General features: G+C 41.7%; 13 protein-coding genes, 2 pseudogenes and 1 riboswitch. Of the genes and pseudogenes, 8 read left to right on the top strand and 7 right to left on the bottom strand.

Annotated elements, in window-relative coordinates:
• Positions 1 to 15: 15 nt before the first annotated feature.
• Together sppA and fni are read right to left on the bottom strand one after the other, a co-directional pair.
• Positions 16 to 1,851: a signal peptide peptidase SppA gene (sppA, locus tag ACFFRD_RS27720; RefSeq protein WP_392478778.1), complete on the bottom strand. Its 1,836-nt coding sequence runs from the start codon at positions 1,849 to 1,851 to the stop codon at positions 16 to 18.
• Positions 1,852 to 1,931: 80 nt separating this feature from the next.
• On the bottom strand, positions 1,932 to 2,981 hold the full coding sequence (fni, locus tag ACFFRD_RS27715; RefSeq protein ID WP_392478776.1) for a type 2 isopentenyl-diphosphate Delta-isomerase: 1,050 nt from the start codon (positions 2,979 to 2,981) through the stop codon (positions 1,932 to 1,934).
• 153 nt (positions 2,982 to 3,134) lie between these two features.
• Here fni and ACFFRD_RS27710 point away from each other — a divergent pair, with 153 nt between their 5' ends.
• Both ACFFRD_RS27710 and ACFFRD_RS27705 read left to right on the top strand, forming a co-directional pair.
• The gene (locus ACFFRD_RS27710; RefSeq protein ID WP_392478774.1) at positions 3,135 to 3,722 is read left to right on the top strand and encodes a Uma2 family endonuclease; all 588 of its coding nucleotides are present in this window, start codon (positions 3,135 to 3,137) and stop codon (positions 3,720 to 3,722) included.
• Between the two features lie 35 nt (positions 3,723 to 3,757).
• On the top strand, positions 3,758 to 3,913 hold the full coding sequence (locus ACFFRD_RS27705) for a hypothetical protein (protein ID WP_179075294.1): 156 nt from the start codon (positions 3,758 to 3,760) through the stop codon (positions 3,911 to 3,913).
• Positions 3,914 to 3,945: 32 nt separating this feature from the next.
• Here the strand turns inward: ACFFRD_RS27705 and ACFFRD_RS27700 are convergent, their stop codons facing one another.
• From ACFFRD_RS27700 to ACFFRD_RS27685, 4 genes are all read right to left on the bottom strand, one after another.
• A complete protein-coding gene (locus ACFFRD_RS27700; protein ID WP_179075293.1) occupies positions 3,946 to 4,326 on the bottom strand; it encodes a DUF6632 domain-containing protein in 381 nt (126 codons plus the stop codon).
• A 185-nt stretch (positions 4,327 to 4,511) separates the two neighbouring features.
• A complete protein-coding gene (locus tag ACFFRD_RS27695) occupies positions 4,512 to 4,724 on the bottom strand; it encodes a hypothetical protein (protein WP_392478772.1) in 213 nt (70 codons plus the stop codon).
• 283 nt (positions 4,725 to 5,007) lie between these two features.
• Positions 5,008 to 5,655: an MOSC domain-containing protein gene (locus tag ACFFRD_RS27690; RefSeq protein ID WP_179075291.1), complete on the bottom strand. Its 648-nt coding sequence runs from the start codon at positions 5,653 to 5,655 to the stop codon at positions 5,008 to 5,010.
• 89 nt (positions 5,656 to 5,744) lie between these two features.
• Positions 5,745 to 5,867, bottom strand: coding sequence for a hypothetical protein (locus ACFFRD_RS27685; RefSeq protein ID WP_392483264.1), 123 nt, complete (start codon positions 5,865 to 5,867; stop codon positions 5,745 to 5,747).
• Between ACFFRD_RS27685 and ACFFRD_RS27680 the strand changes: the two genes are divergently transcribed.
• From ACFFRD_RS27680 to ACFFRD_RS27660, 5 genes and pseudogenes are all read left to right on the top strand, one after another.
• The gene (locus ACFFRD_RS27680) at positions 5,813 to 6,004 is read left to right on the top strand and encodes a GAF domain-containing protein (protein ID WP_392483183.1); all 192 of its coding nucleotides are present in this window, start codon (positions 5,813 to 5,815) and stop codon (positions 6,002 to 6,004) included. The genes ACFFRD_RS27685 and ACFFRD_RS27680 overlap by 55 nt on opposite strands.
• A 274-nt stretch (positions 6,005 to 6,278) precedes the next feature.
• Positions 6,279 to 6,354: riboswitch (Fluoride riboswitch) on the top strand.
• A gap of 71 nt (positions 6,355 to 6,425) precedes the next feature.
• The gene (locus ACFFRD_RS27675; protein WP_392478769.1) at positions 6,426 to 6,965 is read left to right on the top strand and encodes a hypothetical protein; all 540 of its coding nucleotides are present in this window, start codon (positions 6,426 to 6,428) and stop codon (positions 6,963 to 6,965) included.
• Between the two features lie 69 nt (positions 6,966 to 7,034).
• A complete protein-coding gene (locus ACFFRD_RS27670) occupies positions 7,035 to 8,747 on the top strand; it encodes a DUF190 domain-containing protein (RefSeq protein ID WP_392478768.1) in 1,713 nt (570 codons plus the stop codon).
• A 15-nt stretch (positions 8,748 to 8,762) separates the two neighbouring features.
• Positions 8,763 to 8,951: pseudogene (locus ACFFRD_RS27665) on the top strand (fluoride efflux transporter FluC); the annotation flags it as partial.
• A gap of 64 nt (positions 8,952 to 9,015) precedes the next feature.
• Positions 9,016 to 9,270: pseudogene (locus tag ACFFRD_RS27660) on the top strand (IS5/IS1182 family transposase); the annotation flags it as partial.
• A 327-nt stretch (positions 9,271 to 9,597) separates the two neighbouring features.
• Here ACFFRD_RS27660 and ACFFRD_RS27655 read toward each other — a convergent pair.
• Positions 9,598 to 11,112, bottom strand: coding sequence for a phenylacetate--CoA ligase family protein (locus ACFFRD_RS27655; protein WP_392478767.1), 1,515 nt, complete (start codon positions 11,110 to 11,112; stop codon positions 9,598 to 9,600).
• Between the two features lie 210 nt (positions 11,113 to 11,322).
• Between ACFFRD_RS27655 and ACFFRD_RS27650 the strand changes: the two genes are divergently transcribed.
• Positions 11,323 to 13,017: a protein kinase gene (locus ACFFRD_RS27650; protein WP_392478765.1), complete on the top strand. Its 1,695-nt coding sequence runs from the start codon at positions 11,323 to 11,325 to the stop codon at positions 13,015 to 13,017.
• Positions 13,018 to 13,047 lie beyond the last annotated feature (30 nt).

The raw sequence follows: 13,047 nt of genomic DNA, 5'->3' as shown, positions 1-13,047 counted from the left end.
GATCCGGTGAGGATGTCAATCAATTTTCAAGTTGAAAGGCAAACGGGCATAAACCCCCTGTGGATCGTTCATTTTTTGCAGAATCTCTACTTCCTGTTGCAATTTCTGAAATTCAGTGATGATGGGGTTAGATGGTTTGAGTTGCGCCGCTTCAATTCCTAAAGCAGTCCGCGCCTCTTCAGTTGCACGCCCAAAAAAGCGTTCTCCGAAACTGCTAGTGCGAGGATATTCTTGCACTTCCCAGTCTTCTCCTAGTTTCGCCTCTTTGACAGCATAAGCGATCGCACTATTCAAACCACCAATTTCATCCACCAAACCAATTTCCTTCGCCGCCAAACCCGACCAAACCCTTCCTTGGGCAATTTCTGCAACTTTTTGTTCTGGGAGTTTCCGACCTTGAGAAACTTTATTCAGAAACATATTATAAATACGGTTAACACTACGTTGATAAAGTGCCAACTCTTGAGGCGATTTTGGACGCGAAACTGTTTGACTATCAGCATAGGTTCCAGTCTTCACCGAATCCCAGGTGATGCCGTTATCATTGGCCAGCTTTTCACCATTAAATAGCAACCCAAATACACCTATGGAACCTGTAATGGTATTTGGTTCAGCAAAAATGCGATTAGAGTCGCTAGCAATCCAATAACCACCAGAGGCGGCTACATCACCCATTGACACTACAACCGGTTTTACCTCACGGGTTAATTTCACTTCTCGTTGCATAACTTCGGCTGCGGTAGCGCTTCCGCCAGGACTATTAATCCGCAATACAACAGCCTTCACATCCTTATCTTGTCGGAGTTTGCTGAAGATTTTGGCAAAGCGATCGCCTCCTACTTGTCCAGCATCACCTTTACCATCGACAATTTCACCCTCTGCATAAACAACGGCAATTTGATTTTTTGAGCTACGTTCTACACCCAAAGATTTGCCAGAAACTTCTGCGTAGTTATTTAGGTTAATTTGTCGGAATGTTTTGTCGTCTTTATCGCTATTTGTCAACTTTTTGAGGTCACTCACCACTTCATCAGGGTATGCTACTCGATCGACTAAACCGCTAGTCTTGGCTTGTGTGGCTTCTAGTACCGCCTGACTATCTGCGATCGCTTGCAACTGGTTAGGTTCAATTTTCCGACTTGCACTTACAGTAGTGCGCCACTCTCCCCAAACATCATCTAACAATTTCTGAGTTTGTTCGCGGTTTTCTGGACTCAATTTTTTGAGGATGAACGGTTCTACAGCACCTTTGAATTTACCCACTCGCACGACTTGCACACCAATGCCGTACTTCTGTAATGCACCCGCTAAGAACATCGGTTGTGAACTCAAACCGTTGACTTCCATCATTCCCAAAGGATTAAGCACAATGGAATCTGCCACTGAACTAAGGTAATATTCCTTTTCACTCCAATCACTGCCATAAGCCACAATCTTTTTCCCAGAAGCGCGAAACTCCTCCAGCGCTTTCCGAATTTCTTTAAGGGAGGCATAGCCGACGTTACCAGCTTGACTAGCGCTAGTTGAATCGAGGTAGATCCCAACAATTCGCGGATCGCGTCGCGCTTTTTCCAAAGTTTCTACAACTTTGCGGAGTGCCATTCTTTCATCATCCACCCCTGATATTGTGTTTTGAAACAGTTCGTCAGAACTAGGTTCGCTATCAGTAATTTTCATTGACAAGTCAAAAACCAACACTGACTTATCTTTTACATTTGGCCCTGTATCTTTAGACGAGCTAGCAGCGAATATTAGCAACAATAGTCCAGTGGTTCCTAAACCACCAAAAATAATTAGTCCTAATAATGTGCCAACTAAACTAGCAAAAGTTTGTTTGATAAAATTACGCATTAGTTATTAGTTATTGGGAATTGGGAATTGGGCATGGGGCATTGATAAAGGACAAATGGCTAATGAATGACCTACTTAATTTATTCTATGCGCTGTAAACTGCCAGAGTGCTTTAACTGATACAAGGTAGCGTTGCCAGTGCAGAATAAGACTGTGGTGATTTCGGCTATTAATACTTCAGCAAGTTCCGCAACTGCTGTTTCTGATATTGCTGCTGCTTGCAAAAAAGGCATTGCTAAACCAGCTATATCTGCTCCCAAGGCGATCGCGGCTGCAACATCCAGTCCATGACGCAAACCTCCCGAAGCAATTAAGGGCACATCTGGAGCGATCGCTCTAATAGTTGTAATGCACTCTGCCGTCGGTAAACCCCAATCGGCAAAAGTCTTCCCTAAGCGACGTTGTAAGGGATTTTCTGCCCGTTCACTTTCTACCTTTGCCCAAGAAGTACCCCCTGCACCAGCTACATCAATTGCTGCTACTCCGGCGGCAATGAGTTTGTTAGCGATCGCTGCTGATATGCCGTTACCAACTTCCTTTGCAATCACTGGCACTGGCAATTTAGAACATAATGTAGAAATCTTGTCAAGCAAACCCCGGAAATTAGTATCACCTTTGGGTTGAATACACTCTTGTAGAGGGTTAATGTGTAAAATTAGGGCATCAGCTTCTAAGATATCAACTACCCGCAGACATTCATCTAAGCCGTACTTGTAGTTAAGTTGTACAGCCCCCAGATTCGCAAATAGCAGAACATCGGGCGCATACTTGCGGACAGCAAAAGTATCAGCCACCTGGGGTTTTTCTACCGCTACTCGCTGGGAACCGACACCCATTGCAATTTTGTAATGTTGCGCGACTTGGGCCAAACGTTGATTAAGAATTGCGGCTTGTTCTGTTCCACCAGTCATGGAAGAAATTAACAAGGGTGCGCCAAGGTGTTTCCCCAAGAAAGCTGTACTGATATCAATCTCGTCATGGTTCAGTTCGGGTAAGCAAGAATGGGTGAAACGATAACGTTCCAGTCCATTGGTGATTTGATGAGACTGAACATCTTCCTCTAAACAGATCCGAATGTGATCGGCTTTGCGATTCTGAGTTTGTGCAGAGATGTTGGTAGGGGCGTTCACTGGTGGGTATGGCTAAAAGTATTTGCTTGCGATCGCTATTGTTACATTGTCTGTAACTGTATTTGTATAACAAAAATATTTATTTTCCCTATCTTTCGGGTACGTTACGCTATTGATAACAGAACCATTCCCCCATTTGGTGAGTTAATTAATATGGTTTTACAAACAGAAAAGCGCTATTACACCCCAGAAGAATATTTGGAATTAGAAGAGAAGGCTGAATATAAAAATGAATACAGGGATGGAGAAATTATTCCTATGACAGGGGGAACAACTAACCATAATAAGATTGCAGGTAATTTTTATAAAAGGTTTCCCCTGACTGTGCAAGGACAAGATTATGAGATTTACATAGGGGATGTGAAATTATCAATCCTTCGTTATCGCCTTTATACTTATCCTGATATTATAGTCATCAAAGGTAAGCCTATTTATGAGGGAACAGGTACAACAATTATTACGAATCCCTTATTAATTGTTGAAGTCTTATCAAATTCAACTAAAAATTATGACAAAACAGATAAGTTTAAATATTATCGTTCAATTCCTGGTTTTCAAGAATATATTATGATTGACCAGTATAGTTTTGCTGCGGAACAATTTGCAAAGCAAGCAGAAAGTCAATGGATTTTTAAGGAATATGAAAGTGAAGAGGCAGTTTTAGTCTTAGATTCTATCGATTTTCAAATTGCCTTGCGTGATATTTATGAGCGAGTTGATTTTGAGTTGATTGAGGAATAAAGCCCCTTCTTACATCGGAAATGGGGAAAATTCAAATGATTTTAGGACTTACGCACGAGTTACGGAATAACGTAGACACGAAGTGGCTTGCCGCAGGCTACCACAGAGGCACAGAGAAGCCAGTGCGTTGGGCGGGTTCCCCGACTTGTAGCAACTGGCGCGGCACAGAGAAATCAGAGTTTGAGAGATAATTTGCGTAAGTCCTAGATTTGTTATGCCGCGTTCATTCATGCACTGAAACTACTTCGCGTGACGCTAGGAAACCAAGGACAATTGCCACCAAGATCAATGCTGGAATGTCGCCAAAGAAGTGCCCATGTTCCACAGGATCAATCGCTGCCTGTACCGCCATGATCAGTGCATGGACAAAACTCGACCAGACGGTGAACCAGATTAAACTGAGATGCGCTTCTGGTTTTCGAGAAGCCCGTAGTAAAAATACACCGAGCGTCCCATAAATGCCGACGATCATCTGTTCGTATTCGTGTTGACCTGGTTGCCATGACCAGCCCGATGGCCAGATATTCATCAACGGATAGATCAGGAGAAAAGCAATTCCAACAACAACAAGGGCGATTGGCAAGTACCGATGCTGCTCATCCATTACTTCAACCTCACACTATTTTTCCAGGGTAGTTTCTACTAATGGAATGCCTACTTTTAATAGTATTCTCACTAGTGACACTTCAACTTGAGAGTGTTAGGAATCTTGATGTTTCTTGTGGTTTAAAGCTGATTCAAAACTGAATCGTCTGCAAAGCAATGGGCATCAATCACCCTGATTGATGCCTATTTGTTGCTCATTACGCCGTCTGTGTAGAAGCCGCTTTTGAGTCTGCGGCGAATTTTTAAGAGCAGTTGTACCACTCCTTTGAGGGTTCTCACACGCCGAAGATTGTTGTACTCATTCCACATGGGTTTGCCGCAACTGGGACAATTCTGTTGCACGCACTCTAGTACTTCAGAGGATGTCGCTTTTGGTTGAGGGCTTTTTTTTGCCATTTATACACCTCATCTTCTCTGTGTCCCCTAGTTTACTTGAATATCTGACCCTCTCTAGCAAACTTTGCGGTTCTAGTTTTTTTTTGCGTGGCATCAATAAACCAAAAAGCGATCGCCTTTCAACCAATCCTCTACAATATAGTGATAAAATTGCTTGCTCCACAGCATCCCAGCAAATGCTTGGTGCTGCACATTTCGCATATCTTCACCCAGAGGATATGGAGTAGCTCTAAAATTTATACAGGGAACGGGTTACAGCTTTATTTTCTAACATTAATGAAATTCATCTTTTAAACTTCTCGATTTGCTGCTGAAAATAGTCTCGCCAACCTGTAGGTAAAGCCTCAACTTGTACAGCGCGGTGTAACAGTTCTAGGTCGTGTGTTTCCCGTGCATAAAGTCGGGTAATATCAGCAACAGTGACATTATTTGAGTCTCGACTGATTAACGACAAAGTATCACCATTTCCGACTTGACCCTCTTGCAGCACTGAAAAGTAGAACCCAGTTAGGCGACTATCTAAAAACTGTTTAACTATATCTGCACGTCCAAACTTGATTAAGAGTTTATAACAAGGCATTCGAGGTTGAGTCACCATTACCTCTGCGCTACCGATTCGGAAGCGATCGCCAATATTAATCTCATCTTCTAACAGCCCAACCGTAGTAAGGTTTTCACCAAACATTCCCCAGGGCAAATCCATGTCAGGTAACTTGCGCCGCCAATAGTCATAATGCTCGAATGGATAAGCATAAACTGCTTTGTCTTTACCCCCGTGGACACTCAAATCAGCTTGTCTATCCCCATCTAAATTGAGCGATCGCATCATCACTTGTCCCTCAACTGGTTCTTTAAAAATCCCAGTTGTAACTGTTTTGCCCTTCCAAAGCACTTCACGGGGAAGTCCTACGTTGACAGAGATAACTTGCACAATTTAATATCTCCTCTAATAAAATTTTGTACCGATATTAAGCCTGATAGATAATATGCTTGATATTACTTGATTATCAGAGGAATTTCTTAAATATCTAACACCAATTTTGCCGTTCCAGGTTGAGAAATACAAATCAACACCGAACCCTTATCAGTTGTTGCAGTTGGTTTTTCTTGGTAAGCAACTGCGATCGCTCGTTGGCGTTCCATTACCTGTTGAGGAAGGAGTGATTGGGTTTCTGCACGTTGGTAACTTCAAATCCCACAATTTTACTGAGCGCGATGTACAGCAATTACAACTTATTGCACATCGTCTTGGGTTGATAATAGCAGATGCCAGACTTTAAACTTCGCGGGCGATGCGATCGCTGCATCTATGCGAAATTTGGTGTACAGGGCTGAAACTTGTCATTACCAAACGTATTGTCAATGCTCATGGTGAAGAATTATCCATTGAATCTGACACTGTGATCGGTACTAAAGTGAGTGTTCAATTACCTCTAGTTGTTCTTGGGAGCCTGTAAATGGATGGTATTTTTGACGGCTGGAGCAAATGAAGACAGAAGCTAAAAAGTTGACTGCTCTAATTCCTTGACAAATTAGTGGAGACTTTGGTATTACAAAGAAAGTGGTGATGAAACTCGCCTTCTGGAAAAACCAGAGAACCGCCCTCACGGCTGATAGTTTCTAGTTCAACGCTACATTAACCTTCTGTCAAAAGATAGGTAATTAGAGCTAAGAATTATCAGCCAAGATGAGGTAAGTAAGGTGGGTAAAATTTTTTTTAGAGTTATCAAAATAAGCCTAGAAACTCTCAAGAGTCTATTTTTAGAAAGACCCAGAGCAGCTTTAAATCAGGCTGATGGAGTATCTCTAATAATTAAGGTAATCAAAGATTGCTGCTTTAACAATAAAATTTTACTGAGTTACTTTCAAGCGAATATCAAAAATCACTTCAATATTGTCACATTCAAACTAGCAGAATTACTAGAGAACTCTCTTGCACAGAAGTCGTTGCTTAAAAGCTCAGAGAGTCAGTTAGTATTGAATCTTGTAAATCAGAAATACATATTTGTAATACCAATTTTCTATAATCTCGCAACAGATCAATCTCCGCGTCTGCGTGTCAGAGCGTCATTATCCGTAGCCATCTTTTGGAGAATTGGTATAACCAGCATAAAACCAGCAAATAATTTATCTGTTTTTAAAGTTATTAGGAAGATTTATTTAGTTTTAAAAAATAGTCAATTGATTGATGAAATTTTAGCTCGTTCTAGACTATATCAATCAGCAAATTTTATTAGCTGATTTTTGGGATATCTACTTCGGTTCATAAAGAGATAAAGCTAAACTTACAAAAATTAAGGTAATTTAAATATGAATAAATTACGCCAGCTAGAGCAGTTAATTGCCTTACCTCAACTCAGTAAATGGTTAATCATCTCCTTTGTCGTTGGTATTCTTTCCGGAATAGGTTCTGCTGCGCTTTTAGCATCATTGGAATGGTCAACAAATTGGCGAGAATCTCATCTTTGGATAATTGCATTATTACCACTGGGCGGCTTCTTAAGCGGTTGGATTTATCATCGGTTTGGCAAACGAGTAGAGGCAGGAAATAATCTTTTACTTGAAGAAATTCATAACCCCAAAGATATTATTCCCTTGCGGATGGCTCCTTTAGTTTTGTTAGGTACAGACCTAACTCATTTATTTGGGGGTTCAGCCGGGCGTGAAGGTACAGCTTTACAAATAGCAGCTTCACTCGCAGATCGGTTGACAAAGATATTCCACTTCAAACACGCAGATCGGCGAATTTTATTAATGGCTGGTTTAAGTGGAGGATTTGCTTCAGTTTTTGGGACTCCCTTAGCTGGAACCATCTTTGGTTTAGAAGTTTTAGCTATTGGTAAAATCCAACACGATGCACTTTTTCCCTGTTTAATTGCAGCAGTCGTAGGCGATCGCGTTACCTTAATGTTGGGTTTACACCATACAGCATATCGTCACGCCCCCGTTGTCCCCACAGTCACATTCATGGGGCTGATTTCAGCAATTATCGCTGGCGCAATCTTTGGAATTGTCGCGATGATTTTTGCCAAGCTGACTCACCGAATCAACCACATTTTTAAAGAAAAAATCTCCTACCCTCCTTTACGCCCTGCCATCGGCGGCTTAATTGTGGCATTGGCTGTTTGGGCAGTCGGAACTACAAAATACATTGGACTGGGTATTCCTACAATTGTTGATGCTTTTAACACCCAGTTACCACCGTGGGATTTTGCTGAGAAAATAGCTTTCACTGCTCTAACTTTGGGAGCAGGTTTTAAAGGAGGAGAAGTAACCCCTCTATTTTATATTGGTGCAACATTAGGCAATGCTTTGTCCTTAATATTGGCGCTACCTACACCTTTACTTGCAGGCATGGGATTTGTAGCTGTCTTTGGTGGAGCAGCAAATACACCAATAGCCTCAACTTTCATGGGAATTGAACTCTTTGGTTTGGAGTCGGGAGTCTTTATTGGTATCGCTTGTGTGGCGAGCTATATTTTTTCTGGTCATGCTGGTATCTATAATGCACAGCGCCTTGGCTCAGGCAAGTACCATTTTATGCCTGTGCAAGAAGGACTGAGTTTGGCTACTCAATCCCTAGAACCTGCTCGGACTGTGGAAAAAAAGATTGGAAAACAAATTCATTTATTCAATGATCTGCATTTTTGGGGATTTGTACACCAAAGAGAAGAAATTGAAATGCACAATTTGACAGTTTTGCGTTTGTATTTTCACTCTGGAACTCGCGTACCCCAAAAAACATTTTGGCAAAAATTAACAGCCCCCACTCTCACTTATTATTTAGCCTCCCGTGCCAAAGCTTTTGGGATTGAGCAAGTTGTAGTACACCGAGTTTCGGTGGGATTTTTAAAAGGAGATCATTTGCACCATGACCATCATGAATTTCCTCATCATAAACTCCCTCAATGCCTGGAATTAGTTGATCAAGAGGATAAGCTGCGACGTTTTCTAGATGAACATATAGATGAACTCAAAGAAGTAAGAGTTGTTTTATTACGATGTGAGGAATTATTACCGTGATAGCTGAACCATTGGTTTGGGACAGCATTTCCTTATGGAACCTTATTTATTAATCTTACAGGAGCTTTTTTGATGGGCTTTTTTGCTACCCTCATATCAAGGCTAGCAATTTCTCCTAGTTTCTATTTGTTAGTAGCAGTAGGATTTTTAGGTTCTTATACTACATTTTCAACCTATGCTTCAGATACCTCCAACCTCTTACGAAAACCCATGCCATTGAGATACATCCTCATACATTCTTCTTTTAGCTCGTTGCTGTAAGTTTTAGGTTTCGATTCACGCCGACGAATTATTGTTAAAAGAATTAAGAGAACGCCAAAACACACCCCAAGGGAGGGCAAAACTCCGCGAACGTGTTTGCGTAGAGCATTGTTTGGCTAAAATTGGTCAATGGCAAGGTGAAAAAGCTCGTTACATCGGTCTACGCAAGAATCTTTTTGATTTACGACGTATGGCGGTTGTTCATAATCTTCATGTTTTGGCTCAGATGGCACTTCAGAATCCAATCCTAGCAGGTTTATAATTTTATTGAACAGAATTCAGGAGTCAGGAGTCAGAATTCAGTTGGGTATTCTGTGCGAGTGGCGGATAGCGCAGCGTAAAGCCTTCGGCATGGCTTCGCTTAAAGCGAGTCCACGTTCGCGCAGCGTCTCGTAGAGAGCGTCTGAATAGCCGGGTTTAAGACCCCCACTAAATCTACGATTTGGTGGTCTTTAATCAGTCGCGGGTCTGAATCCCCGACTGATTTATTCTGACTCCTGTTAGCGGTAGCGGGGCGTTTAGCCCATTCTGACTTCTGAATTCTTCTTCAATTTTTTGTCAACTATTTTACTAGACTGCCTCTCTAGTACTATTGACGCGTATAACGATGTTTCACCCCAATAGGGAAATATTCAGCATCCCCCATTGGGGCTAATGTAACCTGTGGCGGTTGATATTCTGTGGGAACATAATTAGCAAACTCGCTATTTAGACGTAACAGTTGTGAAAGAATAGAAGATGCGATCGCAAGTCTTCGATCTTCACTACCCTCTACCCCTGCTCCTAACTCCACAACCACAGATAAAAATCGATTTTTATCTGCATCTTCCTTCACCTGCAAAACAAATTTACCAGTCACCCATTCTTGAATTCCTGGTTGTTCTAATCCCACCGTCACATTTTCGGGATAGATATTTGCGCCAAAATAGGAAACTGTAAAGTTAGAACGACCGAAGACATAAACGAAAGGTAGCTGATGAATACCTCTAGGTGATTGTTGAGCGTCAGAACGAAGATTTTCAAGCGGGTTAAATCCCCATTCTGCTAAAAATTGCAGCATGGCATCATAACTAATTATCCCGCCAGTATCTAAAATGTCATAACGCACTAAGGGAATACCGTTATCTCCCGAAAATAACAATCCGCCATCGTGAACTTCAAAAAAGCGAGTGAAGGGATCGTATTGTACTAGTGTGGGTAAACGTGATTCTCCAAATAAAGCTCTAGCTGCATCGGGATTTATTGCCAAAAAACGGCGAATGCAGATACTTAAAGGTGTTTCATTACCCAAAACTCCCGCATCCGCAGTGCCGTAAAGTGATGCAAAATCATAGCAAGGATTTTGGGAACCAACTCTTTCGCCAACTAAACTCCGCCATTCTTCACTAAATACTTCTCCCGCCATGACTAATTTAATCTGATATTGCTGCCACTCCACACCACGGGCGATACCAGTATCAATTACATCTTTTAAAAATGGCGGGTATCCCAACAGCACCACTTGTTCAAATGCTGAACCTAGTTCTTGGACAACTCGCAAGATTTCATCTTTGTTGTTACCAGGAGTAATTACGGTGATGAGATAACCTTTGCTAGCAAGATAACGACAGCAATTAGTGGTAAACATCCCACCTACCCAAGTGCCTAAAGTGAAACAAATCACTGCTAGGGTACGTCTGGTATCTGAATAGAAACTATCGTGAAAAATTTGTTCAAAACGTGTGGCGATTTGGAGTTCATCTGTGAAAAAACGAGGCCAAAATGTCGGTTTACCACTAGAACCTGATGAAGCGGCGATCATATCGCACCCTTCTAGTTGTCCGTTGCGGCACAAGTCAGCTAAGGGATAACTCAGTATATAATTTTGTTTAGCGATCGCTGGGAGTTTTTGAAACTCCTCCAAGGTTTGAATAGTCGCGGGATTAATTTCCCTTTCTGCTAAAAAAGCTTTGTAGGCAGGTACATTAGCCGCCACATCATGAAATAAAGTTAAAGCTGCCGAAGTTTGAGTGGTGAGATGCCGTTGCAATATCGTTTCTAGGGGGGTAGACAAAAAATCTTCAAATGCTTTAATTACTCGCTGCTGTCGTGGTTTGCAGTTCATAACGCTTGTTGTTTATCCTGAAAATAGAACCAACACTATTATTTGCTGTGAGTATTCTAGCCGTTATCTGATACCGCAAAACTCCAGTGATTTTCACCAACATAGATTTACTATAGGAACACCCATCTCCTAATGTTTGGTAGGATATCCGAAAATGAGGGTATGCCCGTTGTAGTCATCCAATAAAACATTAATTTATCCTTCAGCACCATGCAACTCTATTGCAGTAGACAACACACAAATAATGGTAGTAACCGCTTTTGTACCCATTGTGGTGAACCATTACCTCTTGCTGTGGGACAGGTTGTGGATAATCGCTATCAAATTATCCGTCATTTAGGGCAGGGCGGCTTTGGACGCACCTATTTGGCAGAGGATATAAGTCAATCCCATCGAACCTGTGTGCTGAAGGAATTTGCACCTCAAGTACAAGAACATCAAGATTTACAAAAAGCTAAAGAGTTATTTGAGCGAGAAGCCAATGTTCTGAAAAAACTCCAGCATCCACAGATTCCGCGTTTTCACGCCTCGCTACAAGTGAAAATAGGCACTAAGGATTTTTTCTTTCTAGTACAAGATTATATAGATGGTGACAATTATTACCAATTATTAGAACAACGCGAGAGCCAAGGAAAGACTTTCAGTGAAGAGGAAGTAATCACCCTACTGCAACAGATTTTACCTGTATTAGCCTACATCCACTCACAAGATGTTGTTCACCGTGATATCTCTCCCGATAATTTAATTTGGCGGCGTTCTGATAATCTACCCGTGCTGATTGATTTTGGTGGTGTCAAGCAATTGCCAGCTTCTCAAGGTTTTTGGCAGACTAAGTTGGTGGGAAATAATACTTTGCTGGGTAAAAAAGGCTACGCTCCAGAAGAGCAGCTACGGCAAGGGAAAGCATTTTTTAGTAGTGATTTATACTCTTTGGCAGTTACATCACTGGTGTTGCTTACAGGGCAAGAACCGCAAAAATTATACGACAGCTACCAGGGAATTTGGGGTTGGGGAAAACAAATCCGAGTTAGTCCCAAACTGGAAGCGGTGTTAAAAAAGATGGTAGCTTATAAACCGAGCGATCGCTATCAACGAGCCGAGCAAATCCTCAAAGATTTACCATCATCAAGTGCGACTAAATCAACTGGCAATTCGATTACCAGCAAGATTAAGACGATGGTAGTTGCTCCGGGAAGACAACGCGCCAGTGCGATTGTGAGTAGATTTCAGAACAGAACGCAAGCGATCTCCAAACCGATATCTTTCCCTCTTTGGATTCGTCCTTTTATGATGAGTTTAGGGGGAACAGCTTTAGTTGTCTTAACCGGTGCAGGTGCTTGGGGAGTAGTAAATGCAGTCATCCGCACCGTATCTTCAATTACCATCCCATCAATTTCATTACCGCAAATTCCCCAGTTCCCAAGCGGTAAACCAGGTGGCGAAAAAGGAAAAAACCCTAATCTCCAAGAAATTATCAATCGTCGCCAACAGCTAGAAATTACTGAAGGATTTTTTATTCCCTTCGTAGATGATTTATTTTATACAAAAAAACCAGAATTAAAGGGACGTAGCCTGACATCTAAACCTGAAGATGCTGGTTTACGAGATGAATGGTCTGGTATTGCTGACGATTTATTGAATAAAATAGAACAGGCAAAGCTCAGTACAGAATCTCGTCGAAAAATAGGTAAATATAGTCAAAAAGATTACGATACATGGAGACGACAAGCGCGATCCGGCCAATTGGGGAACTATACACTTGATCAGCTGACCAAAGACACAAATGAAAAATTTGATCGGTTGTTTCCTGGTCAGGAGCGTGGGAAACTGAATCAAAAGACCTTCGGTCAAATTTGGTATGCGATCGCAGCCGATCAAGTCAGTAAAGTACAATCTGGCAAGTAAGGAGACTGGCGACTAGGGAAGAATAACAAA

Origin of the sequence: Nostoc sp. C110, assembly GCF_043099725.1 — a bacterium.
Taxonomy (GTDB): domain Bacteria; phylum Cyanobacteriota; class Cyanobacteriia; order Cyanobacteriales; family Nostocaceae; genus Nostoc; species Nostoc muscorum_A.
This window is presented reverse-complemented; position numbering and strand designations above follow the sequence as displayed.